This is a genomic window from Pseudoalteromonas sp. DL2-H2.2 (assembly GCF_021532535.1).
Taxonomy (GTDB): Bacteria; Pseudomonadota; Gammaproteobacteria; order Enterobacterales; family Alteromonadaceae; genus Pseudoalteromonas; species Pseudoalteromonas rubra_A.
The window spans coordinates 312,025-338,447 of sequence record NZ_JAKGBD010000005.1; the positions used below are offsets into that span (position 1 = coordinate 312,025).

Sequence of the window (26,423 nt, forward strand, 5' to 3'; positions counted from 1 at the left end):
ATGACTAAGCCATGGCAAATTCACTGCGGTTGGGCAGCCAGCGCTGGATCAGTGGCTCAACTGCCTGAGGATGCTGTTGCAGCAGAGTGAAGGCAAGACTGCGTACCTGAGGCAGTAGCACTTTGTCGCGGCTCAGATCGGCAATCTTCAGCTCGGCCAGGCCGGTCTGGCGAGTACCCAGTACTTCACCTGGGCCACGGATCTCCAGATCCCGTTCGGCAATGACAAAACCATCATTACTGTCGCGTAGCACGCCCAGGCGCTTTTGTGCCGTTGCTGACAAAGGCGCATGATAAAGCAGCAGGCAATGCGACGCGATGTCGCCACGGCCAACCCGGCCACGCAACTGGTGTAGCTGTGCCAGGCCCAGGCGTTCCGGGTTTTCTATAATGATCAGGCTGGCATTGGGCACATCCACACCCACCTCAATGACAGTGGTTGCAACCAGCACATGACTTTGCGCCTGCTTAAAGTCCTGCATGATCTGCTGTTTTTCCTGCGCTTTCATACGGCCATGAACCAGGGCTATATTCAGCTCCGGCAGGGCTTTGGTGAGCTGCTCTGCGGTGTCTTCGGCTGCCTGACATTGCAAGGCTTCTGATTCATCAATCAAAGTACAGACCCAGTACACCTGTCGCTGTTGCTCAATACAGGCGCGTCGTACTCGCTCAATCACTTCTTCGCGACGAGTATCCGGAACGGCAACGGTTGTGATAGGAGTGCGCCCAGGTGGCAGCTCATCGATCACCGAGGTTTCCAGATCGGCATAGGCAGTCATGGCCAGTGTCCGTGGGATTGGCGTGGCCGTCATAACCAGCTGATGCGGATAGCAGTCGTTAAACTTGCCCTTTTCACGTAAGGAAAGCCGCTGATGAACGCCAAAGCGGTGTTGCTCATCAATGATGATCAGGGCCAGGTTGCTAAACTGCACTTGCTCCTGAAACAGCGCATGGGTCCCCACGACCATTTGCGCCTGACCTGAGCTGATGCGCTCCAGTACTCGCTCGCGCTCTTTCCCTTTGGTTTTTCCTGCCAGCCAGACCACTTCAATACCCAGTGTCGCAAACCAGTTCTGGAAATTAATGTTGTGCTGCTCGGATAAAATTTCCGTTGGTGCCATCAATGCCACCTGGTAGCCCTTGGCAATGGCGGTCAGCGCACTGAGTGCTGCGACCAGGGTTTTACCTGAGCCAACATCACCCTGTACCAGACGCATCATAGGGTAGGGCTGTTGTAAGTCGCCTTTGATTTCGCTCACCACCCGGCTTTGGGCCGCGGTAGGCTTAAAGGGCAGCTGAGCCAGAAATTCGGTTTCTAACAGATTATTGGGCGGCAGTGTTACCGCCTTGACGGCCTGGCCTTGCTGCCTGAGTTGCAGCAGGCTAAGGTTTTGCGCCAGTAATTCTTCAAATGCCAGGCGTTGTTGTGCCGGGTGTTGTCCCAACTCCAGCTGGTCCAGTGCTACGTCCTGAGGTGGCTGGTGGAGCGTCAGCAGGGCCTCTTTTAAGCTCAGCTGATTGGGGCGGAACTGCTGCGGCAAATGATCGTCAATGTCGTATTTGTGCAGCAAAGCAACAGCCTGCTCGGCAATGGCACGAATACTCAGTTGTTTAAGCCCTTCCGTAGTCGGGTAAACCGGCGTGAGAGTATCCATGCCTTGCGATGTATCACTCAGCTCATCGCGAATACTGTATTCTGGGTGGGCCATTTCCAGGCCGACCCGGCCACGACGCACTTCACCAAAACAGCGCATGATTTTACCGCTTTGCATGGCGTTTTTTTGCGCTGCACTGAAGTTGAAAAAGCGCAGGGTAATACGACCGGTGCCATCGTTTATCTGACACACCAGCATACGGCGTTTGCCGAAGGTGATATTAGCCTGCTCAATTTCGCCCTCCACACTTACATGAAGGTGTGGCATCAGCTCGGCGATACGATAAGTTCTGGCTCTGTCTTCATAGCGCAATGGCAGGTGAAACAACATGTCCTGGACACTGCGGATCCCCAATTTGGCCAGCCGCTCTGCGGCCTTAGGGCCGACTCCCTTGAGGTCGGTGATGGCGTACTGGGCTAAATTGGGGTGCGACATAATTATCCTTTTTGACTGAACTTCAGTGTGTTCCAGAAGGCCTCGTCGGCAACGATCTCCCCAACTTCATCCAGTGCCGGGTAGGGCAGGCCTTTTTCTACGCAGCGATTGGCAATGATTGGGTGACAGCCTTCAAACAATAACTTATGTTTGATTGCCGGGTCGAGCATATCGTTGCGCTGATACAGCCCTGCCTCCTCACGCTGGCGCTGTGCTTCATACAAGATCAAGGCCGCAGCCACCGAGACATTTAATGACTGTACCATACCAGCCATTGGGATCACGATATGCTGATCGGCATGTTCCAGTGCCCGGTCTGAGATCCCTAAACGTTCCTGTCCAACAATGACGGCGGTTGGCTTAGTATAATCAATCTCGCGAAAATCTACGGCGGTATCACTGAGGTTAGTCGCTAGCAGTTGAATACCCGGGTTTTGCGCACGGATTGCGGCAACGGCCTGATCTATGTCGTCGTGCATATGGGTTTCTACCCAGTTTTTGCTGCCACCTGAGGTGTTATTGGTCAGGCGTCTTTGTTCCTGCGGCCATACCGCATGCACATGATGGCATCCGACCGCATCGGCTGTACGCACTATGGCCGACAGATTATGGTGTTTGTGGACTTCGTCCAGGCACACGGTTAAATCAGTCTGGCGTTGATCCAAAATGCGCTTCACGCGCTGAAAACGGTTTTCTTCCATCAATTACAGCTCTTAACTACAAAATTGCCGCGATTATAACAAAAAGCGCCTCCCTAAGGCATTACTTCACGCATGATTGGTGCCTGCAAGGAGATCAGGGTTTCGGTTGACTGAATTGCTTCTATGGTTTGGATCTTGTTGATCAGCACATCCTGAAGGTGATCGATAGAGCGCGCCATCACTTTGATAAAAATGCTGTAATTACCTGTGGTGTAATAGGCTTCAACGACTTCTTCAAAGCCTTCCAGTTGTTCAATAGTAGCGGGGTAATCCCGCGCATGTTTGAGGTTTACGCCGATAAAACAGCAGACATCATAGCCCAGCTGTTTGGCATCTATGCTGACCCGGGTGCCGACGATAATACCGGCTTGTTTCATTTTCTCGACCCGCACATGAATGGTCCCTGCACTGACAGCAAAGCGTTTGGCCAGTTCAGCATAGGGGGTTCTGGCATTGTCCATTAAGGCGTGAAGGATAGAACGGTCGAGATTATCGATTTGATAATTTTCCATGGATATTTTGCATGTTAATTATTGATTCAGTAATTATTAAAGCGGATTTTTAACGAAAAAAATAGTGTAAAGGTGTTTTTGTTATGGAGTATTGAATCTTTGCTCGTTTTTGTTGAGGATAGATTTAACGCAGCAAGCCTGCACCGTTATTCAACACCATTGGGAATGAGGAAACCGATATGTTGCAACAGTATCTGCAAACACAACAGCAAATAGCCCGTGCAAAAGCACTTTTTTCACAACAACTGACTGACAAGTTAGGTCTGATTGAAGTCCAGGCACCTATCCTGGCAAAAGTAGGAGACGGGATCCAGGATAACCTCAGCGGCACCGAAAAAGCCGTTAAGGTGAAGGTGAAAACGTTGAGTGACAGCGACTTTGAGGTCGTGCATTCACTGGCAAAGTGGAAGCGTAAAACACTTGGCGATTATGGCTTTGGCGCAGGACAGGGGCTCTACACGCACATGAAAGCGTTGCGTCCGGACGAAGACAAGCTGTCGCCCATCCACTCTGTGTACGTTGATCAGTGGGACTGGGAGCAGGTGATCTGTGCGCAGTCAGAGCGCTCTTTGGATAAACTCAAAGAAACGGTTCAAACTCTGTACGGCGCTATTCGTGAAACCGAGCAGCAACTGGCCTCTGAGTACGGGTTGACTCCGTTTTTGCCGCAGCACATCACCTTTGTACACAGTGAAGAGCTGCGTCGCATGTATCCGGATTTTACGCCCAAACAAAGAGAAAAAGCGATTGCTCAGGAGTATGGTGCGGTATTTCTGATTGGGATTGGCGGCGAGCTGGGTGATGGCAAAATCCATGATGTCAGAGCGCCGGACTACGATGACTGGTCGACGCCCACATGCGATCAGTACCAGGGCCTCAACGGCGATATTCTGGTCTGGAACCCGGTACTCGAAGATGCCTTTGAAATTTCGTCCATGGGGATCCGGGTGTGTCCGGACAGCCTGCAGCGTCAGCTGAGCCTGACTCAGGATGAGCAAAGACTGGAGCAGGACTGGCATCAGAGCCTGCTGGCGGGGGCGCTGCCACAAACCATTGGCGGCGGCATTGGCCAGTCTCGTCTGGTGATGCTGTTACTGCAAAAACAACATATCGGTCAGGTCCAGGTTGGTGTGTGGCCTGAGCACATTAAAACTGAAGTTTCTGGGTTACTTTAGACGCGATGGCGACACACGGTAAGGGAGCCCGGCTGGGCTCCCTTACATCTTAAATTCTATTTCGATTTTGCCTTCAATCAGTCTGGCACTACACGGGGGGTAGCTACGGGTGGTTTTATACACTTTGTCGAAAATATGGATCTCGACGCCCGAGTGCAAAGAGGTATTGACGATCAGCTGGGTGTTATCGAGTAAATCGTGCAGGGTATGATCTAGTTCCGACAGCTGATGTTCCAGTGCCTCGGCCTGTTTGCAGTAATGTTGTTGTGTCGCGCCGATTTTTGCCAGCAAGGTTTTTTTCTTTTCGGCATCTTTTACATGGTCGGCTTTTTCGACCGCCTTTTGCAGGTTATTGATCTGCTCATCAGTCTGGCTCAGCTCCTTCAGGCACAGATCGGTGCGTTCAGTGATCTCCATGCCACTGCGTGCCAGGTAAATCGCCATGGTTGCGCCTGAGCTGCTGCCAACTTCGCCCGCCACCAGCATCTTAGCATCAAAAATAGTGCCGCCAATGAGCTTACCTTTAGGAGATTCATCCAGACCAACCTGCAACAGGTTACGCGCTTTGATATCACAGTGATTGCTTTGCTTTTGGATAAAGACATTCTGACCTTCGAGATAGGTGTACTGACCGTGGGTGATCTGAACATCGCCTTTGGCTATCAGACGACAGGTCAGGCCTTGGTCGTCGTTACTGTGATCCAAATGGCCAATCACACCACCGCGTACTTCGATGTTGCCATCCGAAATGAGCTCACCCGATTCTACGGTGCCCATTACAGTGATATCGCCATGGGCTTTTATTTTCATGCCCGGATCGACATTGCGGGTAACCAGCACACTGCCGCTAAATTCAATATGGCCACTGCGCACATTAACATCAGCAATGGTAAAGATATCATCTACCCGCATGCCATTGGGAATATCGGACGGGCAGCCCGCAATGGTCGAGACCAGCTGCAACGGGTTGATCGGGGAGATCTCGGTGCCTTCACCGGCCATCAGCTGAAAGCTGTCTCCGGGCTTAGGGGCTATACTGTCTCCGGTAACGGTAAAACCTTCTTTACCTGGGGTTGCCGGCCTTTGCGTAACCAACAAGGTGCCGGGCGCAACGCTTGCCAGAGCGCCAAAGTCGCGCATATCCACTGTGCCGTCTTCACGCAATTTAGGTTGTTTCAGGCGCTCTTTCAATGTTTGTACATGAGGCATGAGCTTGGCCGGGGTGCCATTTTCTGGTGGCCGCCCTTGGGCGACAATACCGGTGACTTCACTACCCGGCGGGGATTCCAGCTGCTGCTTGAGCAAGTTTTCCAGGTAGACTTGTTTATAGCCTCGGGTTACGCCCACCTTAACGATGGCGCGTTTGGCATCTTCAAGGCTGATCATCTTGCCACCCTGAGCTGTGGTAAGTCTGGCGATGGCCTGCATTTTGTCTTCGCTGAGTGCCACTTCTATGTGTGCATCTTTTTGCTGCGCCACAATCAGCTGCGCAGCGGGGGTATCTTGTTTAAAGTAAGCGGCAATGGACTCGTGATCGATTGCGCAGTCAGCATAAGGTGAGCGCTCGAGTGCTTCAACCACAAACGCTGCACTGGGGGGCGACGCGGAAGCGACGTCCATCAATATATTGCCATTTTTTGCGAGTTTAAACACAGGCTTATCCTTATTGCTTATCACTTATCACTTATCACTTATCACTTACTACGATGCTAACTACCTCAAATTGCCAAAAAGTGCGGCCATTTCAGAGTCGCGCAACGCGCTCTGCATATCACCAGATTGCTAAATTAATAGTATGCGGTCAAGTGTTTAAGATCAAAGTTAAGATGATGAAATTTCGGCGCTCAGATAAGCAAAAGCCCGCATAAAGCGGGCTTGGTAGTTGTATAACCTGGGTACGGGTATTAGTTGGTTGAAGGCAGCTCCATGATGCCGTCAATCTCAATTTGTACGCCTTTAGGTAGCTCTTTAACACCAATGGCAGCACGTGCCGGGTAAGGCGTTTTAAAGTGCTGGCTCATGATCTCATTCACAGTGGCAAAGTTGCTCAGGTCGGTCAGGAAGATGTTTACCTTAACCATGTCCTGTAGCTGGCCGCCTGCTTCTTCACATACGGCCGTCAGGTTTTTAAATACCTGTTGTGTTTGCTCTGCGAAATCTTCAGAGATTACTTCCATTGTTTCAGGCACCAAAGGGATCTGCCCCGAAAGGTAAACCGCCGTACCGACTTTAACTGCCTGACTGTAGGTGCCGATTGCCGCCGGCGCCTGATCGGTTGAAATAATGGCTTTATTCATAGTCTTTCCTTTATCGCTTCCTGGTTACACGTTGTACATCTGGCATCACCCGGATCCGGCGCATAATGTTCGCCACATGGATCCTGTCTTTAACGGTGACACCCAGGTCTATCACGTACAGGTTGCTCTCTTTTTCTTCGGTTGCTATCTCCACAATATTGGCTTGTGTACTTGCAACCACATTGGTTAATTTGGCCAACGCACCCTGGTGGTTAATTATCTCAACCCGCAGTGCTGCGATGTATTCTTTCTCGGGGTTATCTTCCCACTTTACCACAAAGTACTTGGCGCGTTCATTACGCCAGCCTTTGATGTTTTTACATTCCTGGCGGTGGACCATTAAGCCCTTACCCTGGCTGACATAAGCGGTAATGTCGTCACCCGGAACCGGGCGGCAACATTTGGCATAAGTCACGAGCATGCCTTCGGTACCAATGATGGGCGCTTTGGCTTTTTGTGCCAGGCTCTCAATGGCATCATCGGCTTGCAGCAGGCGTTTAGCCACCAGCATACTCATGATATTGCCGTTGCCAATTTCTACCAGTAGCTCCAGGACGGTATTGAGCTCATGCTCTTCCAGTACTCTGTCTATCTGTTCGGTGGGAATATCGTCCAGCTTATGTTCACCCAGTGCGGAGTCAAGTAAGCGTTGGCCCAACAGGATGGATTCTTCCTGATGCTGACTCTTAAGGTAGTTGCGTACGCCCAGGCGCGCTTTACCCGTGACGATAAAGTTGAGCCAGGTGGCATTAGGGTGTGCGCCCGAACTGGTAATGATCTCAACAGTCTGGCCGGTATCCAGCGCTTTACTCAGTGGGTAAGGCTTGCGGTTAACCCGTGCGCCAACACAGGTGTTTCCTACGTCGGTGTGAACGGCATAGGCAAAGTCGACCGCCGTGGCGCCCATAGGTAATTCAATGATCCGCCCATCCGGCGTAAAGACATAAATCTCTTCCGGGAACAGCTCAGTTTTAACGTTTTCAACAAACTCAAACGACGAGCCGGCGCTTTGTTGTAGCTCAAGCAGGCTTTGCATCCACTGTCTGGCGCGTTGTTGTGCGGTGTGGCCCGAGCTGTCACCGGCTTTTTTATACATCCAGTGCGCTGCGACTCCTTTGTCGGCCATATGATCCATATCGTGGGTACGAATTTGGATCTCCACCGGAATACCGTGCGGTCCAACCAAAGAAGTATGCAAAGACTGATAACCATTGGTTTTGGGTACCGCGATATAATCTTTAAAGCGGGTTTCGATGGGTTTATAAAGGTTGTGCGCCACACCCAACACTCGATAGCAGGTATCTATGCTGTTGACGTTGATGCGAAAAGCATAAATGTCCATCACTTCGTTGAACAGCAGCTCTTTGTTGAGCATTTTTTTGTAAATGCTGTACAAGTGCTTTTCGCGGCCACTGACCGAGGCATCAATCCCAGCTTCTTCCAGGCGCGATTCAATCTCAGACTGAATATTGCTGATCACTTCCTTACGGTTACCGCGTGCTTTCGCAACTTCTGATTTAAGTGCTCTGTGACGCATTGGATATAAAGCCGCAAAGCCCAAATCTTCCAGCTCGTTCTTAATATCGTGAATACCAAGGCGGTTGGCGATGGGAGCGAAGATCTCCAGGGTTTCGCGCGCGATCCGGCGGCGCTTTTCCGGGCGCAGAAAGCCCAGAGTCCGCATATTGTGTGTGCGGTCAGCCAGCTTGATCAGGATAACCCGAATATCCTGGGTCATGGCCATGATCATTTTGCGGTAGTTTTCGGCCTGAAACTCTTTTTTGTCTTTAAAGTCGAGTTTATCCAGCTTACTGACGCCGGCCACCAGCTCGGCAACGGTATCGCCGAAGATCTCGGCTAGGTCTTTTTGGCTGAAATCGGTGTCTTCAATCACATCATGCATCAGGGCCGCCATCAGCGTTTCATGGTCCAGCTTCATACTGGCCAAGATCTGCGTGACTTCAACCGGGTGGGTAATATAAGGCTCGCCGCTGGAGCGGGTTTGCCCTTCATGCGCTTCGCGGGCAACCACGTAGGCTTTTTGCACCAGTTCCACATCTTCGGGTGGCAGATACTCTGATATTTTTTTCTTTAAGCCTTCAAACAGATACATTCACACTCCAATGTTCCAGCGAAGTTACACCAATGACGCAATAGCATATCCTGCGCTCAGGCTATGTTGCTTGATTGGTATTAATAATAAGTTAAGTACTGAATATACGATGAATTGACTTCGAAGCCAATCGACTAACCAATTTATTAGTCTGAAAATGAGGTGTTCAGCGGCCTGTGGCGCAGAAACAATAACGCCAGCTAAAAAAGCTGGCGTTATTGTTATACAGGTCGCAGTGGATTAGCGATTGCCACCCACAATTGCAGCAACAGCAGCAAGCTCAGCAGCTTCCTGAGTTTGTTGCTCTTCGCGATCGATCATGTCCAGTGAATCGCTGGTGACCATGCCTTTTTCGATCTCGCGCAATGCGATTACGGTTGGCTTGTCATTTTCAGCTTCAACCATAGGGTCTTTACCACCGACAGCAATCTGACGAGCGCGACGCGCTGCAACAAGAATTAGGTCGAAACGGTTACCAATTTTATCTACTGCGTCTTCTACTGTTACGCGAGCCATCGAAGCACTCCAAAAAATTCAATACATTTAGCAAAGGGCTAGTCTACTAAAAAGCACCGGATTCGCCAAGTATATGGTTAAAAAATATCGGCCATCAGGGTCTGGGGTTGCCGTGCGGGCACGCCTCAGACTTAAACTCGATACAGGGCACGATGAAAGCGGGTTATTTCAATAACTCAGCGATTAACGCGTGCTGGCTCAGCTGCTGCTTTTTCAGCTCCAGTCGTGCTGCGACCACAATATGCTCTAATTCATTTAAAGCGGTAGCAAAATCATCGTTAACCAGCAGGTAGTCAAATTCATTGTAGTGTGAGCACTCAGATTTAGCTTGCTCCATGCGCGAGGCAATGACTTCCTGAGAGTCCTGACCCCGACCATTAAGGCGCTCTTCCAGCGCCTGTTTAGAAGGTGGCAGGATAAAAATGGTTTTTACTTCAGGCATCAGCTCGCGCACCTGACGGGCACCTTGCCAGTCAATGTCGAGAAACACGTCGATACCGGCAGCTAGCTGGGCTTCGATTGCCTGCTTAGAGGTGCCATAGTAGTTGTCGAATACCTGTGCCCATTCAAAAAAGTCATTCTGGTTGATTAAGGATTTAAACTCATCGACAGACACAAAGTGATAGTGCTCGCCGTTATTCTCACCCGGACGAGGTGCACGGGTTGTATGAGACACCGAGACCCGGACCTTATCTTGTCTTTCCAGCAGGGCTTTAATCAAACTTGACTTTCCGGCACCGGAAGGCGCCGAAAGAATAAACAAATTACCGCGATTTTGATGTGGCATACGTCAGACCTATCAGGTTGCAATGCAGCGATGCGCGCATAAGCACACCGCTGGTTGTCCAAAAGCGTTATTTTAATGCCATATCGTTTAACTTACCAGCGCCGGGGTACTCAATCCGTGCGTTGCAGCACAAACATCTGATAGCCGAACTCGCCAAGATACTGCTCATAGATGGTAATTTCCCGGGCCATATCCTGCAGTGCCAAAGAGTTGGGCTGGTGGCTGAGGCGGCGTGTGACTTCGGTTTTGAGCGGCTCATAATAGTCTGCCCAGGCTTGCTGACTCAGCGTAAAGTGCGCCAGAACCTCGAAGCCAGCCTGTTCAATCTGTGCCAGCCGCACCGCTATGGCTTGCATATCCGGGTACTCCTGTTGCCAGAATATACGTGCTTGTTCTGAGGGCGCATCGTTTAGCCACACCAGATCGCTGACCATTAAGCAACCGGCTGAACTCAGAAGCGGGCGCCAGGCATTCAGCGCTGCTGCAAAACCCATAATATAAGCCGAGCTTTCGGCCCAGAGCAGATCAAAGCTGCCAGGTGCAAAGGGCAGTGCGGTCATACTGGCGCACAGCGGCGTGACGCGTTTATCCAGCCCTTTATGTTGTAGCCGCTGCGCCAGACTCTGGATTGCCTCAGCTTCATTATCTACTGCTGTGATCTGCGCCTGTGTTTCGCGGGCGAGCAACTCGCTGGCAAAGCCTTTACCGCAGCCGATATCCAGCACATTTTGTGGGGCAAAGGGAATATGCGCTAACGCCTTGCGCGTATCGGCATCATTGCCAGGTCCCCAGCGTTCTAACTGATGAAAGACCGCCATAAAGTCGGCCATATAAGTATCGTGTTCGTTCATGTCTTTTGATAACCATTTTAAGTATAGGCTTTGCTGTTCATCAAAGCCTTGTTGTTCAAGCCAGTTTCGATGTGCATCGGGTGCCAGTTTGTCGGCCTGTGTATGCCAGTCGCGCAGCGAGCCACGGCCAAGCAGCGCCGACAACAAGCTGTGCGCCTGTTGCTTGTGTGCTATCTCGGCTTCCAGCTCGGCGAGCCTGCGGCTCAGTACCGTGCGGTCTAGTTTGGCCTCCAGCGCTTGTTTGCACTCGCTCAGCGTCAGCCCGCCAGCCTGCAACTGTTGTAGCAGCCGCACTCTTTGCAGGTCCTGCTCGCCATACAGTCGATAACCATTACTGGCGCGACGGCCACAGAGCAGTCCGCGCTTTTCGTAATACAATAAAGTAGAGCGCGACAAACCCAGCTGCGCTGCCAGCTCAGAAATTCGATACATCAAATCCGGCTCCTCTTGTCTGCCTGGCTGTGTAAAACCCAGTCAGGCGATAACGAATGAAAACGATAGACTATGAAGTTATAGACAGGTCAATGGCCGGGAGCAAAATTTACCCGCAGATAAAGTGTGTTGTATGAGTTTAAGCACAGCAAGCTGAGTCAGTATCACAAGCAGCGCTATCGAATGGGCTTATAAAAGTATTCATAAAAGGTTTGTTTTGATGTTAACTTTGTTTCTAAAATGTTGCTATTTGTGGTATTGCTTGCTAGGTTAGCTGCAGGAATAAATAGGGAGATGCACGCGCGTGAAAAACAGTCCTGACAAGCGCAATCACAAAGTGGAGAATTTCAGGCGCTATGTGCAGCGCTCAATTCGTCAGTTAAGGCTACACAGAGGCTGGTCCCAGCAAGAGCTGGCCAGGCGGCTGGGTGTTGACCAGGCGACCATCAGTAACTACGAATCTGGCAAAACCGATATGAGTTACGCTCAGATGTTCGAACTGTTTCTGGTTTTTGGTAAAGACCTGACCGGCGTACTGAAGTTAACCGACCTTGAAGAACAAAGCCCTTCACCAGATGAAAAGCCAGAAAAGGAGTAGGTTATGAAGGAATTTATTTTGATAGCGGAATATTTACCACTGGCTATGATTGTCGTCGCACTTATATTCAGTTGGCGGGTGGTGACTGCACGCTGGTTTCTCTTAGCTTTTATGGCTATTGAGCTGGTTGATATTGCATTGAGGCCTATAATCTGGGAGTGGAAAACGCACTACTATATTGTTGATATCATAGTGACATTTGTTTTCATAATGCCCATTGTTTATAGGAGAAATGTGGCGCTAAAGTTGTTTAATTTAACTGGTCATGTGTACTTCAGTAAAGTTTATGAATTGCAAAGGTTAACATCTCAGGAGTGCTTAATACTGATACTTTTGGCTATCGGCTGTTTGACAAACCTCATAGCATGGTTAGAAGTTCTGGCTTACAAGTACTACTTCATCGATACCGCGCCATTCAAGTTATATTTCCGAGACAACATCATGCTTGTACTGCATGTTTTGTATAGCATGGCGTTACTAACTTACACGGTCAAGGCAGAGCAAAGAGAGGATTACGTAAGAAATGAAAATACTACTAAGTAAAGAGAGCATTCAAATTGTGAAAGGTGGATGGTGGGTCGGAAGTCCAAGTCTGCCGCGGAGAGTTCAACTTGCCAAATCATCTTCGAAAGGACAATGGACTCCCCATGTAAACACGACAGTTGAACAAAGGTAGTTATAGAAGACTGTGGGTTTTTATAGTGCAGGAGGCTTTGAGTTACCTGACAGATTCCAGATAGTTTATTCGACTTAAAGCCAGCTAAATTGCTAAAACAAAAAGCGCGTTCAGCGCTTTTTTTATGAAGATATACATAATCGTACCTGGACCTAAGATAAGCTCTGGACAATCAGCTAATAACCTGTTTTATAGACCGTTTATGAACGATTGGAAATACTTTCAGTAGTAGGCCACAAAGCAGGCTCGGCAGGCTTTGAGCAAATACGCTGGGATGAGTGAAGTATGCTAACCATCACCGATTTATCTAAGTACTATGGCACCCATTGTGCGCTCAGGCAGGTGTCTTTTTCAGTAGAGCCGGGTACGGTATTAACCATTCTGGGCCCCAATGGCGCAGGCAAAACCACCTTGTTTAAAATACTGGCAGGCTTATCTCACGACTATCAGGGCAGTGTGTGTTTTGGCCCGGACAAAAAGTTGCAGGCGCATGATATCGGGTTTGTATTTGACTCCTCCAGGACGTTTTATCCCAAATTGACGGCATTTGAAAACCTTCGCTATTTTGGCGTTTTAAAAGGGTTATCACGGCGGGTTGCAAAAGACACAGCGCAGCAACTTCTTCATAAGTTCAACTTATCAGACAAAGCCGAGCAGCAGGTGCAACTGCTGTCCAGAGGTATGCAGCAGCGCCTCGTATTGTGCCTTTCACTGATCTCCAGCCCTAAGGTCTTGCTGCTTGATGAGCCAACTCTGGGGTTGGATATTGAGAGCCAGAAAGAGTTTGAACTGTGTATTGAACAGGTTAAAGAGACAGGCACTATTGTTCTGATAGCGACGCACCAGATGGATACGGCGCAGCGACTTGGTAATTATTCATTGCTGCTTAATAACGGGGAAGTGGTGCGCTTTGGCAATACACAAACCTTACTGGCTAAAACTTGCGGTGAGCAGTACACCATTACAACACAACACCCGCTTCCTGAGGCGCTCCCTATGCAGTGTGAGCGATTGTCTGAGCAGTCACTCAGGTTTGACACCGCGGTGAGCAGTCTTAATGAGATGCTGACATTGCTCACGCGATTTAATATTGTCACCGTTGAAAAACATCAGGCCACTCTGGAAGGGTTGATCCGCAGGGAGTTAGATTTATCATGAGTTTTATTACCTTGTTCGGACTGGAGCTGCACCGAAAGTGGGTGACCGCAAAGCGATACCCGCTGAACTTTTATGCCAGTATTGTTTTTGCTGCTGTCATTCTCATCCTGGTTATTTCGGGCGCCTCTTACCTGTCTGGCGGGGCATTATCATTGCAGCGGATGGAGTCTTTGGTATTGGGATATTACCTGTGGACACTGACGGTTGGTATTTCATCTACCGCCGCTGAAGAGATTGTTGAAGACGCCAAGCTAGGCACTTTGCCACATATTTTAACGTCAGCGACAAGCTTATTTAGTGTTTTGCTGGCACGCAAAGTGGTGTTGGTGCTGTATCAGTTGCTGGTTGTGGGAGTTGGTTTTGTATTTATCAATTGGTATTTTGACCTGCAAGTGCGCTTACATCCGTTGATGCTATGGGTCTTTTTGCAGATAATTGTTGCAGGATTTGCGGTATCTTATCTGTTGGGTGCCATTGCCCTAATCAATAAGCAGATGAGTACCTTTGTTGCTTTTGTTCAGCTGCTCCTGATCATGGTGTTTTTGGTGCCAATTGAAAGTGAGCTAAGCCTTTATATCCCTGTCAGTGGATCTATGTATTTACTCAGATCTTTGGCCAGTGGCATACCTGTCGAAGCAAGCCAGATGGTGCTCGCAAGCCTGCCCAGTGTCATGTTATTTATGCTGAGTTCGCTGTTTTTCCACGTTATGTATAAACAGGCCAGGCGCCGGGATGTGGTCACTCAGCTGTAACGGGTAAAGCCAGCGCCAAATAGCCCAAGTTTACTGGGCGTTTTGCTCTGCCAAATAGGCCTGCACATCTTCGTTTTGTACGCGCAAATAGATATCCTCAACCGCTATGGTGAAGTCAATGGAGTCAAAGTGGATCTCTTCGCCTAAAAAGTAATGCGTCGAGCGCCAGTCATCGCTTTTGCGGTAAACGGTCACGTCGGCCACATCCTGTTCAATCACCACGTACTCTTGCAATGAGGGTATATTGAGGTATTCGATTAGCTTGGTTTTCTCATCCATTTTACGCGTCGAGCGAGAGAGCACCTCAACAATGATCACCGGGCCTTGGGTGTAGTAAGGTTCTGACTCATCAAAATGGCAGTCAACTAACACATCCGGGTAATAAAAGTTATCGCGCACCCGTACTTTCATGTCTGAACCAAATGGCTCACAAGGCTCGCCTTTTAGATGACTTCTGAGCTCACTGTAGATATTACCCGCAATGCGCTCATGGTTTGCACTTGCGCCAGCCATAGCATAAACCTGACCGTCGATAAGCTCATGCTTAGTCGTGCTGGTAAGTTCACCTTGTAAATAGGAATCTGGAGACAATATATCGTTTTGTTTTTCAATGGGCATTGAGCATTCCCGCTGGCTGACTGGGCAGATATTATGGATCTATACCTTAGCATGATAAAGATTAAAGGTTTAGGGCGTGATGGGACCGTGTGTTTGTATTTCTGAGCCAATAGGCAACTTCAGGCATAAAGTTTGCTGAGCAGAGTGGGTGATAACTAAAAAGGATTTAGCGAATGAAGGTTCAAAGTCAGGTAAGTGTACAAAGCCTGTATCAGGCACAACCGATTCAAAGTGATGAAAAAGCAGGCAAGACTTTACCGCTATCTGAGGTGACAGCAGGCAATAAGGATCATGATAAATTTGATTTTACCAGTATGACGTTGAAAGCGCTGTCTGATGCATCAAAAGCTTTGTACGACGAGGGCGTACTTACTTTGGGGCAACACGCCTCTTTGTCATTACACTATACCGCGACAAAAACAGGGCTAAATCAGGGAGACGGACAAGTTTCCTTGAGTGCATTATCCAAAGCAGAAAACGACAAAATCGATGTGATTGCCATGCAAAAAGCGCGCGTCGCTGCGGCAAAAGCCAGTGGTGCCTCTGCGACTGAAATTCAATTCTCGCAAAACCTGCTCGATACACTGGAAGCCTACCAGTTTGGCGGTGCAGGGCGGTTTTACACCCAAGCTTGATGACGATATGCTTGAGTCATCAAGACTAAATTGAGTAACGGATGATGAAAACTGGTCGTAACGACCCTTGCCCCTGCGGCAGTGGAAAAAAGTACAAACGGTGTTGTATGAATAACACTGCCAAGCTGCATAGCGAAGTGTCTGACGATGTTGAAGCCTTACTAGCCATGAACCCCGATTTAACAATTGATGAACTCAACGCTGCGCTTGAGCACAAAACCAATGAGCGGAATAACCAGCCTCTTGCGGATTTTTGTGGTTTATCGCCGACACAAATGCAGAACTGGCTCTATGCGCCGTTTGATGAATTGCAAAGGGTAAGGATCAGTACGCCAGAAGACGTGTCTGCCAGCCCTGTAATGCGCTATTTAACCTTGATCCTTGACGAAGCCATGCAAAATGATGGTGCGTTTAAAGCAACGAGCAAAGGCAACTTACCGATGAAGCTGGTCAGGCAGGCCAGTGACTTAAGAGATGAATTTACAGTAGGACAAGCGCCCTATGTAAAAAATATCAGCATTTGCGAGTTTGCCGGTAGCAATGAGGATAAATTCAATGCACTGCATTACACCCGTATTCTGGCTGAAATTGCCGGTATCATTTATCGTCGCAGCGGCAAAATTCATGTGAAAAAGACCGCGCAAAAGGACTATCAAAAACACGGCGTTTGGGCATTTTTTAAACCTATGCTGGAAGCTGCTGTCAGTCGCTACAGTTGGGCTTATTTTGATGCTTTTGATACAGATTTAGATTTACGTACTTTCTGGCTGTTTATGTTATGGCGTCTGCAAAGTCATGCTAATGTCGGGCAGCTGATTGATGAGTTGAATACAGCGTTCCCCGATTTGCTCCTGTCAATGCCTGTTGATCGCTATTTATCACCACCAGAGTACTTACGTATTGTGACTGAATCGCGCTTTATCGAGCGGTTTTTACAGTTCTGGGGCTTCGCTGTTTTAGAACCAAAATGGAGCTTCTCTGAAAAGAGTGAGCTCAGAAAAGTCACCCTATTGCCGCTGTTGGCAGATACTTTCCAGTTTTCAAAAGAGTAAATAAAAAGCCCCTATTTACAGGGGCTTGGTAAGATTAAGTAAGCTCAAAGAGACTTAAAAAATATCACTCAATATTCTGGATCTGCTCGCGCATTTGCTCAATCAGTACCTTGAGTTCAACGGCGGCGTTGGTGATTTCGGTATTGATGGACTTCGACGCCAGAGTGTTAGACTCGCGGTTGAACTCTTGCATCATAAAGTCCAGGCGTCGGCCACAGGCACCGCCTTTTTTCAGGATCTTATGGGTTTCTTTAACGTGTGACTTGAGGCGGTCGAGCTCTTCTGCCACGTCCTGTTTTTGCGCCAGGTAGATAAGTTCCTGCTCCAGGCGGTTCTCGTCGATTTCGGCTTTCAAGTCTTCCAGCTTAGCGGTGAGTTTTTCACGCTGCCATTTAGCGACTTCTGGCATATGGCCTTCGACGATGGCTACCTGCTCCAGAATATTGTCCAGTCGGGTGGTGATCATGGTTTCCAGATTGTTACCTTCACTGGCGCGTGCGGCTTTAAAATCTTCAACCAGGGCATCAAAGCCTTTTAACAACTCGCTATTCACTGTGTCGAGATCCACTTCTTCGGCTTCCATGACGCCTGGCCAGCGCAGGATGTCCGTTGGATTGATCTCGCCACCGCTGTGCGACTGCACCCACTTGGCGTTTTCAATCAGCTGCTTGCTCAGGGTTTCGTTGATCGACAGCTGACCTACGTGCGCCGGGTTGGCGGTGAACTTTAAAAATACTTCCACTTTACCGCGCTGTAAGTGTTTGCGCAGGCGCTCGCGAATAACCGGCTCCAGGCCACGGAATTGCTCCGGTGCGCGGATAAAGGTTTCAAGATAGCGTTGGTTTACGGAGCGGATCTCCCACACACCGGTGCCCCAGTCGCCCTTGATCTCTTTACGGGCATAAGCGGTCATACTATGGATCATATAAGTTCCTAATTTAATTTAAGGTTGTGGCGTGTCTGCATGTGGTGACCAAAGGGTCAGCGCTGTCGTTGCTGAACACACACATCGCCATGAACGAAACACCGCCATTATAGCTGAAACATCGGTCAGCTCTAGTGGCTGGGCGTGAATTATTCGCGATCCGCATGGCATAGCGCCTGGGAACCCTTTATAATATCGCGAAACTTTGATGATAGGGGAAGGTGGATGCGTCCAAGCGAAAGAACTGCAAATCAAATCAGACCGGTAACTTTTACACGTAACTATACTATGCATGCCGAGGGCTCGGTGCTGGTAGAGTTCGGCAACACTAAAGTGTTGTGTACTGCCACGGTTGAAGCGGGTGTACCGCGTTTTATGAAAGGCCAGGGCAAAGGCTGGATCACTGCAGAATACGGGATGCTTCCGCGTTCTACTCATACGCGTAATGGCCGTGAAGCGGCAAAAGGCAAGCAGGGCGGCCGTACCATGGAGATCCAACGTCTGATCGCCCGTGCATTGCGTGCTGCGGTTGATTTGAGCGCGCTGGGTGAAAACACCATCACTATCGACTGTGATGTCCTGCAGGCCGACGGTGGTACACGTACTGCGTCTATCAGCGGTGCTTGTGTTGCTTTGGTCGATGCGCTGACACACATGCGTGCCAAGGGCATGATCAACGCGAACCCGCTGAAGTTTATGATTGCGGCTATTTCTGTCGGCGTTTACAACGGCGAAGCCATTACCGATCTGGAATATCTGGAAGATTCAGAAGCCGAAACCGACATGAACGTGATCATGACCGAAACCGGCAAACTGATTGAAGTACAAGGTACAGCCGAGGGCGAACCTTTCTCATTTGAAGAGCTGGACGAGCTGCTGGCACTGGCTAAGCATTCAATCCGTGAGATCATTGACCTGCAAAAACAGGCACTGGCATAAGCATTCGTAAATAAGAAGGTATCGTATGAAACAGTATCAAAAAGACTTTATTGAATTTGCCTTGCAAAAGCAGGTGCTTAAGTTTGGTGAATTTACGCTTAAATCTGGCCGTACCAGCCCTTATTTCTTCAATGCGGGCCTGTTTAACACCGGTCGCGATCTGGCGCGTTTAGGACGTTTTTATGCCGCTGCACTGGAAGATGCTGGCATTGCGTACGATGTGCTGTTTGGCCCAGCGTACAAAGGTATTCCGATTGCAACGACGACCGCTGTGGCACTGGCGGATCATTATGATAAAGACGTCCCATACTGCTTTAACCGTAAAGAGAAAAAGCAGCACGGTGAAGGTGGTAACCTGGTAGGCTCTGAGCTGGCTGGTCGTATCATGCTGGTGGATGATGTGATCACGGCAGGCACGGCTATCCGTGAGTCGATGGAGATCATTGCAGCCAATGAAGCCGATCTGGCCGGTGTGCTGATTGCCCTTGACCGTCAGGAAAAAGGCAAAGGTGAGTTGTCTGCCATTCAGGAAGTTGAGCGTGACTTTAATACTGCTGTGGTATCTATCGTGAAACTGGCTGACTTAATCACTTACCTTGAGCAGCAAGGCGATATGGCTGAGCACCTGGAAGCGGTTAAAGCGTATCGCGACCAGTACGGTGTTGCTTAATCAGGTAACCCGTTAAAATTGTATTTAAAAACCGGCTTAGGTGATGCACTTAAGCCGGTTTTTTTATGCCTGTTGTGGCGACTTTGTACCAGCTGCAAAAGTGTTTTGTAGAGATCCGCTCACAAAACCAGCCAAGGTTCAGACGAGTATGATAACCTAAGCGGGTTAGTCAGCTAATTAGTTAATTAAATCATGCATATTCACATTCTTGGGATCTGCGGCACCTTTATGGGTGGCATTGCGGCCATTGCGAAGTCGCTGGGCCACAAGGTGACGGGATCCGATCAAAACGTTTATCCACCTATGAGCACTCAGCTGGAGTTGCTTGGTATCGAATTAACCCAGGGCTATGATCCGGCCCAGCTGGACCCCACGCCCGATATGGTGGTGATTGGCAATGCCATGAGCCGGGGGAACGCCTGTGTGGAATATGTGCTGGAACGTGGCTTGCCTTATACCTCAGGCCCCGAGTGGCTAAAACATCACGTGCTGCAAAACAGCTGGGTACTGGCGGTAGCTGGTACGCATGGTAAAACCACCACCGCCAGTATGCTGGCCTGGTTGCTGGAATATGCAGGGCTGCGGCCGGGCTTTCTGATCGGCGGCATAGTGCAAAACTTTGGCGTGTCGGCACGCACCAGTGATACCCCATTTTTTGTCATTGAGGCCGATGAGTACGACACGGCGTTTTTTGATAAGCGCAGTAAATTTGTACATTACCTGCCGCGCACCTTGATCATGAATAACCTGGAATTCGATCATGCCGATATTTTTGCCGATCTGGCCGCCATTCAGACCCAGTTTCACCATTTGCTTCGTACTTTACCTGCGCAGGGGAAAGCGATTTACCCGGCAGCGGATAAACCCCTGTGCGAAGTGATAGGCAAAGGCTTCTGGAGCCAGCAAGAAACGCTCGGTGGCGACTGGGATTACCGCCTGTGTAAAGCCGATGGCAGCGAGTTTGAGGTGTTATTGAATAACGAAAGTCAGGGCATAGTGAGCTGGCAGGCCATTGGCGAGCATAACGTCAAAAATGCCGTGATGGCTATTTCGGCTGCCCGTCATGTGGGTATTCCCGTTGCTGTCAGCATTGAGGCGCTCGGTGAATTTATCTCACCCAAGCGACGCATGGAATTGCTGGGAGAGGTAAACGGTGTGTGTGTGTATGACGATTTTGCTCATCATCCCACGGCCATTGAAACCACTTTGGCGGGATTACGCGCCAAAGTGGGCGATGCCCGCATTACCGCGATTTTGGAGCCACGCTCAAATACCATGAAAATGGGGGTCCATCAGCAAACCCTGATGGATTCACTGGCGGCGGCCGATGAGGTGATGCTGTTTGAGCCGCCCAATCTGAGCTGGTCACTGCAAGAGGCTGCTAAGCAGGCAGGCTATGACTGTTATCACAACACCGATGACATAGTCGCGGCGGTGGCGGCCAAGGCAAAGCCGGGTGAGCATGTCTTGATCATGAGCAACGGTGGGTTTAATGGGATCCATACCGCAGTGTTAAGTGCACTGCGCGAAAAGAGGTCATAAAGTTATGTCACAATTAAAGCCAGCCATTACGCTGGCATTTAGCGGCGCATCGGGCGCGCCATACGGGCTGCGCTTACTCGAAGTGCTGGTGGCACTGGATTATCAGGTTTATGTGCTGATCTCCAGTGCTGCCCGAGTGGTGCTGGACACCGAATCTAACATCAAACTGTCTGGTAACGAAGACAAGGCCACTGCGCAGCTCAGTGAGCTCTATCAGGCCAGGGCTGGGCAGATCCAGGTGTTTGGCAAAGACAACTGGTTCAGTCCGGTGGCGTCGGGCTCTGCGGCGCCGAAGAAAATGGTGGTCTGTCCGTGCAGCGCGGGTAGCGTGTCGGCGATTGCCATGGGTGCATCCGACAACCTGTTAGAACGCGCGGCAGATGTGGTGATCAAAGAGCGCGGCGAGCTTATCCTGGTGCCCAGAGAAACGCCGTTCAGTGCTATTCATCTGGAAAATATGCTCAAACTAAGCCGCCTTGGGGTCACTATTATGCCCGCGGCGCCCGGGTTTTATCACCAGCCACAAAGTATCGAGGATCTCGTCGATTTTATGGTAGCGCGCATTTTAGACCACTTAGGCATAGAGCATCAGCTGGCGAAGCGCTGGGGCTATGGCGACTGAAGCTAAGCCGTAAAGCTGCTCGGTTATACAGCGTATTGATACAAACAAGTGAAAACAACAACATGGGGATGTGAGGAAAAACAATAAGATGACAAAGGCATTAAATATATCTGGCCTGCGTAAGGTCTACAGCAACGGCGTTGAAGCCGTTAAAGGAATTGATTTACAGGTTGAGCAGGGCGACTTTTTCGCGTTGCTGGGCCCAAATGGTGCGGGTAAGTCGACTACCATAGGGGTTATTTCTTCTTTGGTAAACAAAACGGCGGGCCAGGTTGAAGTATTTGGCCAGAGCATAGATACCGACCTGGAAGCGGCCAAGTCTCACCTTGGCCTGGTGCCGCAGGAGTTCAACTTTAATCAGTTTGAAACCCTCAATCAGATTTTGGTCAATCAGGCCGGCTATTATGGTGTGCCGCGGGCGCTGGCCCATGAACGCGCCGAAAAATACCTGAAGCAACTGGGCTTACTGGATAAAAAAGACAAGCAGGCCCGTACCTTATCGGGCGGTATGAAGCGTCGTCTGATGATTGCTCGTGCTTTAATGCATGAGCCAAAGCTGCTGATTTTGGATGAACCTACAGCCGGAGTAGATATCGAGCTGCGCCGCTCTATGTGGGACTTCCTGCGTGAGATCAACGCGCAGGGGATCACCATTATTCTCACCACCCATTATCTGGAAGAAGCGGAATTGCTGTGTCGTAATATCGCCATTATCGATCAGGGCAAAATCGTCGAACACACCACCATTAAAGCCTTGCTGGCGAAGCTGGATAAAGAAACCTTTGTGCTGGACCTTAAAGCACCCATCAACCCGGTAACACTAGAGGGCTATGAGTATACGCTGACAGATGACCACACTCTGGAAGTCGAAGTGGCTAAGTCTCAGGGTCTGAATGGGGTGTTTACCCAGCTCAATGAGCAGGGCAATACGGTGCTGAGTATGCGAAATAAGGCAAACCGCCTGGAAGAATTGTTTGTCGGATTACTGGAACAGGGGCGCAGCGAATGAAAATCTTAAACTATGGCGTAGCACTGAAAAGTATCTGGATCAAAGAATGTATCCGCTTCCTGCGCATTTGGGTGCAAACCCTGGTGCCACCGGCCATCACCATGACCTTATACTTTGTGATCTTTGGCTCTCTGATCGGCTCACGCATTGGTGAGATGGGTGGATTTAGCTACATGGAATTCATTGTGCCGGGTCTTATCATGATGTCGGTGATCACCAACTCTTATTCTAATGTGGCATCGAGCTTTTATTCCACTAAGTTTCAAAAAAGCATCGAAGAATTGTTAGTAGCCCCTGTGCCTAACTACATTATCGTGCTGGGTTATATGGGCGGTGGTATGGCCCGTGGCATGCTGGTAGGTTTGATAGTGACTTTGGTTAGTTTGCTGTTTGTGGATATTCAAATTCACAATCTGGCGGTGATAGTACTAACGGTATTGCTGACCTCGGCAGTCTTCGCGCTGGGTGGTTTGATCAATGCAGTGTTTGCCAATAGCTTTGATGACATCAGTATCATTCCAACCTTTGTGCTGACACCTCTCACTTATCTGGGCGGGGTATTTTATTCTATCACTTTGCTGCCGGAGTTCTGGCAGGGCGTGTCTCAGGTCAACCCAATTATCTACATGGTGAATGCCTTCCGTTATGGCTTCCTGGGTGTGTCTGATGTCAATATCACGCTGGCCTTTGGCGTACTGATTGGCTTTATCACTGTGCTATTTGCAGTAGCACTGAACCTGATCAAGCGCGGCGTTGGTTTACGTCATTGATTCAATAACAATTTCACTTAATACCTGTTCAATTTGACGGAGCAAATATGACGCTAACTGTGTTAAAAATTTCTCATTTAGAACCTTTACCTAAGGTATGAGTTCGCAAATTTTTGCCTTGTTATCGCCCCTATTTTCTTGCCTCAAAATTGAACATTTAATTAAGCAAATTGGTATATAGGTGGCAGAGGTTGCTCTGCCACACTACCGCTTACTTAATCGGGCTGACTGAGATAAAATAGCGCCATTATTTTTCAGACTATGAACATTGATACGCTGTTATGTCAGACGCAAACTCCAGAAGCATCACCAGTAATCAGGCTGGTCTCCACGAAAAGTTAGACGAAGTGGTCCAGAAACACCTCAACACACCATTCAAAAAGCCCATTGCGGCCCATACTCAACAGGCTTTTGAGCAGGTGAATGAAAAAGTGCAGGCATACGATGGCCCCATTATTCTGGACTCCTGCTGTGGGGTAGGTGAAAGCACAGCAAACCTGGCAAAACTGCATCCGGATGCCCTGGTTATAGGTATTGATAAGTCAGAGCACCGCCTTGAAAAGCATGATATTGAATACAAACAGACGGAGTCTGGTCAGTATATTCTGGTGCAGGCGGACTTGAATGACTTCTGGCGCCTGGCCTGTGAGGCCAACTGGCAGCCTACGCACCATTATTTGCTCTATCCCAACCCCTGGCCGAAAGCCAAACATCTGCAGAGGCGCTGGCATGGTGCGGCGGTGTTCCCTTATATCGTGGAGCTGGGTGGCCAACTGGAGTTACGCAGTAACTGGTCAACTTATGTTGAGGAGTTTGCCCGCAGTCTGGAACTGGCTGGTAAAAAGGCCGAGATCAGTGCCTATGAAAGCGATACAGCCATGACTCCGTTTGAGCGTAAATACTGGGCCAGTGGGCAACACAGCACTCGTTTGATTGCTCAGTTATAGGCCTGGTATCACCGGTGCGCAGCCAGGCAATGTCGCACCGGTGTTCAGGCGCTGGCCTGTAAATCTTTGCCTATATTGCCCTGGCTGATGTTGATGTGTGGTCCGGGTGTGCCGATAAGACTTCCCTCAACCAGCTTCACGTTACAATCCTGTAATTGCTCCAGCTGATATTTACTTTGCACACCGTCGACCAGCAGTGCAATTTGCCGCTCATGGCAAAGCCTTGCAATGTGTTCAATGTACTCGTGTAATTCGGTATCTTCACCAAGCTGTTCAATCACGCTGGAGGTCAGTTTAACGCTGTCTATGGTGAGCTTGAGTACCCGGCTGATGGTCAGTAAGCCGCTGTTACTCGATGCCACCATAATATTCACGCCCTTGCTTTTTAGCACATTGATATACACCCGCATGTCGGCAAAGTGCTCAATCACTTCCTGCTCTTCCAGCTCAAAGGTAATTTTGGCCGGTTGCGGGTAGCGTCTCAGCTGGGCAAAAATAAATTCCATCATTTGTGGATCGGCCAGGTCCTGCCAGCTCAATTGCATGCTCCAGGCATGATGCGATTTACGAAAATGTGCAGTACACAACTCCAGCATCACTTTGGTCAGTTGTGAGCTCAGTCTGGAATGACGGATCACGTCAGAAAAAGACTCAGGACGTAAGATAAGTCCTTGCTCAGTGAGCACCCGGGGAGTGCAGTGATATTGTTCAATGGCTTTGCTCTCGATGCCCATGCGTGGTGTAAAATAGGGCAAAATCCGGTGTTGTTCAAAGGCGCTTTGCACGGTTTTGGCAATCGCAATATGCGATTCCTGAATGGTTTTTATCTGCGTGGGGTCTTGTCCATACATGCACACGCGCTGTTGTTTTTGCTGTGCCTGGCGGCAGGCAATAAACGCATTTTCCAGTAGCAGGCGTTTATTACCGCTGGCGATCCCCGCAGTGAGCTGGACGTACAAATGTGGCTGCTGCAAGATAGGCGTTGTGGTCGGGAATTCATTGATCAGGCTGCTGAGGTAATGTTCTCCCTTATTGGCGTCACTTAACAACACCAGTTTGGCTGTCGCGAGGCGGTAAACTTTAAAGGGCACCGTAAACTCACTGAAATGGCTCATCACCCGGCGAATGATCTCATCGCCGACATCTGTGCCATAAAAGCTGACAATTTCTTCCAGCTCATTAATGGCAACGATCGCCAGACTGAGGTGCTGGTTGGGGCTTTTGGCCAGGTCCTGCTCTAATGCGAGGCGATTGGGGAAGCCAGTACGGGCGTCCGTGGTCAGGGTTTTCCTCAATATCAGTAAGTACATCCCGGCTACCAGCAAGGCAATGGCAAAAAAGAAACAAGCGGTGAACAGTGCTTCTTTTACACTTTTGGCCAGTTCGCTCTGAATGTGCGACGTTTTGATGTCTGCGCCAGTCAGATAAACCCGTCCATCGCGCGTTACATGAGGAATAAAAATGGTTTTAAAATGGCCCCATTTATCTTCAGAGACTTCAAACAAGGGCTGTGTTGAGCGAAAGGCGCTTTTGTTGATGGCGGTGGCCTCTGGGTACAGATCCAGCAAGCGAGTTACTTTGTCCTGCAACACATCATTTTGGGTGTAACTGGAGGCACTAAAGCGCACATAAGGGGCATCGTAGACCATGGCATAAACGTATTCTACACCCAGGTGTTGGGCCAGTTGCGACAGTTGCCTGCTTTTGTGACGATACTCATCGTCGTTAATTTCCCCGAGCCTGTCATGATAATCATCACCCAGTATTAATTGAGTGCTGCGTGCGGCCATCTGAAGTTTCTGATCTATCCCATTAACTATGGTGCTGCGGGTTTGGTGGTAGGTATACAGCACATAGGCCGACAAAGACGCGACAAAGACCACAAAGCCGATAACTATCCAGGTCAGCGATAAAGCCTTCAGCGCAAAATTCCGTTTATTCATGTCAGTTTCCGTTTGAGTCTCAAGTCTGGTGGGAAAGATTGTTCCTAATACTATCCATTTCTGGCAATGCTGACAAAATATTTAACGAAATTGC

The 26,423-nt window shown here is 49.4% G+C and carries 26 protein-coding genes; 14 read left to right on the plus strand and 12 right to left on the minus strand.

Annotated features, from left to right (window positions below):
• Nucleotides 1-4: 4 nt before the first annotated feature.
• Genes recG through asnC form a run of 3 tightly spaced genes read right to left on the minus strand, consistent with a single transcriptional unit; the run spans nt 5 to nt 3,302 of the window.
• Nucleotides 5-2,089, minus strand: coding sequence for an ATP-dependent DNA helicase RecG (gene recG / locus L1285_RS11270; RefSeq protein WP_235412405.1), 2,085 nt, complete (start codon nt 2,087-2,089; stop codon nt 5-7).
• A gap of 2 nt (nt 2,090-2,091) precedes the next feature.
• Nucleotides 2,092-2,790: a tRNA (guanosine(18)-2'-O)-methyltransferase TrmH gene (trmH, locus tag L1285_RS11275; RefSeq protein WP_046006228.1), complete on the minus strand. Its 699-nt coding sequence runs from the start codon at nt 2,788-2,790 to the stop codon at nt 2,092-2,094.
• Between the two features lie 53 nt (nt 2,791-2,843).
• Complete coding sequence (asnC, locus tag L1285_RS11280) at nt 2,844-3,302, minus strand: transcriptional regulator AsnC (RefSeq protein ID WP_010383506.1); 459 nt, start codon at nt 3,300-3,302, stop codon at nt 2,844-2,846.
• Between the two features lie 179 nt (nt 3,303-3,481).
• Here asnC and asnA point away from each other — a divergent pair, with 179 nt between their 5' ends.
• Complete coding sequence (gene asnA / locus L1285_RS11285; RefSeq protein WP_046006227.1) at nt 3,482-4,477, plus strand: aspartate--ammonia ligase; 996 nt, start codon at nt 3,482-3,484, stop codon at nt 4,475-4,477.
• 42 nt (nt 4,478-4,519) lie between these two features.
• On the opposite strand, the gene L1285_RS11290 is transcribed toward asnA, so the two are convergent.
• The 6 genes from L1285_RS11290 to L1285_RS11315 form a co-directional block, all read right to left on the minus strand.
• Nucleotides 4,520-6,130, minus strand: coding sequence for a DUF342 domain-containing protein (locus tag L1285_RS11290; RefSeq protein WP_235412406.1), 1,611 nt, complete (start codon nt 6,128-6,130; stop codon nt 4,520-4,522).
• A 251-nt stretch (nt 6,131-6,381) separates the two neighbouring features.
• On the minus strand, nt 6,382-6,774 hold the full coding sequence (locus tag L1285_RS11295) for a RidA family protein (protein ID WP_010383501.1): 393 nt from the start codon (nt 6,772-6,774) through the stop codon (nt 6,382-6,384).
• 10 nt (nt 6,775-6,784) lie between these two features.
• Nucleotides 6,785-8,887, minus strand: a complete 2,103-nt coding sequence (gene spoT, locus L1285_RS11300; protein WP_235412407.1) for a bifunctional GTP diphosphokinase/guanosine-3',5'-bis pyrophosphate 3'-pyrophosphohydrolase — start codon at nt 8,885-8,887, stop codon at nt 6,785-6,787.
• Between the two features lie 240 nt (nt 8,888-9,127).
• On the minus strand, nt 9,128-9,403 hold the full coding sequence (gene rpoZ, locus L1285_RS11305) for a DNA-directed RNA polymerase subunit omega (protein WP_046006224.1): 276 nt from the start codon (nt 9,401-9,403) through the stop codon (nt 9,128-9,130).
• A gap of 163 nt (nt 9,404-9,566) precedes the next feature.
• Nucleotides 9,567-10,190 (minus strand): guanylate kinase, encoded by a 624-nt coding sequence (gene gmk / locus L1285_RS11310; RefSeq protein ID WP_235412408.1) that lies wholly within the window; start codon nt 10,188-10,190, stop codon nt 9,567-9,569.
• Nucleotides 10,191-10,300: 110 nt separating this feature from the next.
• Nucleotides 10,301-11,473 (minus strand): MerR family transcriptional regulator, encoded by a 1,173-nt coding sequence (locus L1285_RS11315; protein ID WP_235412409.1) that lies wholly within the window; start codon nt 11,471-11,473, stop codon nt 10,301-10,303.
• Nucleotides 11,474-11,777: 304 nt separating this feature from the next.
• Between L1285_RS11315 and L1285_RS11320 the strand changes: the two genes are divergently transcribed.
• From L1285_RS11320 to L1285_RS11335, 4 genes are all read left to right on the plus strand, one after another.
• Nucleotides 11,778-12,071: a helix-turn-helix transcriptional regulator gene (locus L1285_RS11320; protein WP_235412410.1), complete on the plus strand. Its 294-nt coding sequence runs from the start codon at nt 11,778-11,780 to the stop codon at nt 12,069-12,071.
• 3 nt (nt 12,072-12,074) lie between these two features.
• A complete protein-coding gene (locus tag L1285_RS11325) occupies nt 12,075-12,614 on the plus strand; it encodes a hypothetical protein (protein ID WP_235412411.1) in 540 nt (179 codons plus the stop codon).
• Nucleotides 12,615-13,032: 418 nt separating this feature from the next.
• A complete protein-coding gene (locus L1285_RS11330; RefSeq protein WP_235412412.1) occupies nt 13,033-13,905 on the plus strand; it encodes an ABC transporter ATP-binding protein in 873 nt (290 codons plus the stop codon).
• Nucleotides 13,902-14,657 (plus strand): hypothetical protein, encoded by a 756-nt coding sequence (locus L1285_RS11335; RefSeq protein ID WP_235412413.1) that lies wholly within the window; start codon nt 13,902-13,904, stop codon nt 14,655-14,657. Before L1285_RS11330 ends, L1285_RS11335 begins: the two co-directional genes overlap by 4 nt.
• Nucleotides 14,658-14,687: 30 nt before the next feature.
• On the opposite strand, the gene L1285_RS11340 is transcribed toward L1285_RS11335, so the two are convergent.
• The gene (locus tag L1285_RS11340) at nt 14,688-15,275 is read right to left on the minus strand and encodes a Uma2 family endonuclease (protein WP_235412414.1); all 588 of its coding nucleotides are present in this window, start codon (nt 15,273-15,275) and stop codon (nt 14,688-14,690) included.
• Nucleotides 15,276-15,448: 173 nt separating this feature from the next.
• Here L1285_RS11340 and L1285_RS11345 point away from each other — a divergent pair, with 173 nt between their 5' ends.
• On the plus strand, nt 15,449-15,910 hold the full coding sequence (locus tag L1285_RS11345; RefSeq protein ID WP_235412415.1) for a hypothetical protein: 462 nt from the start codon (nt 15,449-15,451) through the stop codon (nt 15,908-15,910).
• A 44-nt stretch (nt 15,911-15,954) separates the two neighbouring features.
• Nucleotides 15,955-16,962 (plus strand): YecA family protein, encoded by a 1,008-nt coding sequence (locus L1285_RS11350; protein WP_235412459.1) that lies wholly within the window; start codon nt 15,955-15,957, stop codon nt 16,960-16,962.
• 64 nt (nt 16,963-17,026) lie between these two features.
• Here the strand turns inward: L1285_RS11350 and L1285_RS11355 are convergent, their stop codons facing one another.
• Nucleotides 17,027-17,887, minus strand: coding sequence for a YicC/YloC family endoribonuclease (locus L1285_RS11355; RefSeq protein WP_235412416.1), 861 nt, complete (start codon nt 17,885-17,887; stop codon nt 17,027-17,029).
• Between the two features lie 225 nt (nt 17,888-18,112).
• Between L1285_RS11355 and rph the strand changes: the two genes are divergently transcribed.
• From rph to trmB, 7 genes are all read left to right on the plus strand, one after another.
• Nucleotides 18,113-18,826, plus strand: a complete 714-nt coding sequence (gene rph, locus L1285_RS11360; RefSeq protein ID WP_010383487.1) for a ribonuclease PH — start codon at nt 18,113-18,115, stop codon at nt 18,824-18,826.
• 25 nt (nt 18,827-18,851) lie between these two features.
• Nucleotides 18,852-19,496 (plus strand): orotate phosphoribosyltransferase, encoded by a 645-nt coding sequence (pyrE, locus tag L1285_RS11365; protein WP_046006213.1) that lies wholly within the window; start codon nt 18,852-18,854, stop codon nt 19,494-19,496.
• Between the two features lie 192 nt (nt 19,497-19,688).
• Complete coding sequence (gene mpl / locus L1285_RS11370; RefSeq protein ID WP_235412417.1) at nt 19,689-21,038, plus strand: UDP-N-acetylmuramate:L-alanyl-gamma-D-glutamyl-meso-diaminopimelate ligase; 1,350 nt, start codon at nt 19,689-19,691, stop codon at nt 21,036-21,038.
• A gap of 4 nt (nt 21,039-21,042) precedes the next feature.
• Nucleotides 21,043-21,660, plus strand: coding sequence for a flavin prenyltransferase UbiX (locus tag L1285_RS11375; protein ID WP_235412418.1), 618 nt, complete (start codon nt 21,043-21,045; stop codon nt 21,658-21,660).
• A gap of 88 nt (nt 21,661-21,748) precedes the next feature.
• Nucleotides 21,749-22,669 carry an ABC transporter ATP-binding protein gene (locus tag L1285_RS11380; protein WP_125717136.1) on the plus strand — a complete coding sequence of 307 codons (921 nt, stop codon included), beginning with the start codon at nt 21,749-21,751 and terminating at the stop codon, nt 22,667-22,669.
• 2 nt (nt 22,670-22,671) lie between these two features.
• Entirely contained in the window at nt 22,672-23,439 is a 768-nt protein-coding gene (locus L1285_RS11385) for an ABC transporter permease (protein ID WP_125717196.1), read from the plus strand.
• 281 nt (nt 23,440-23,720) lie between these two features.
• On the plus strand, nt 23,721-24,386 hold the full coding sequence (trmB, locus tag L1285_RS11390) for a tRNA (guanine(46)-N(7))-methyltransferase TrmB (protein WP_235412419.1): 666 nt from the start codon (nt 23,721-23,723) through the stop codon (nt 24,384-24,386).
• A gap of 44 nt (nt 24,387-24,430) precedes the next feature.
• Here the strand turns inward: trmB and L1285_RS11395 are convergent, their stop codons facing one another.
• Entirely contained in the window at nt 24,431-26,329 is a 1,899-nt protein-coding gene (locus tag L1285_RS11395) for an EAL domain-containing protein (RefSeq protein ID WP_235412420.1), read from the minus strand.
• Between the last annotated feature and the right edge of the window lie 94 nt (nt 26,330-26,423).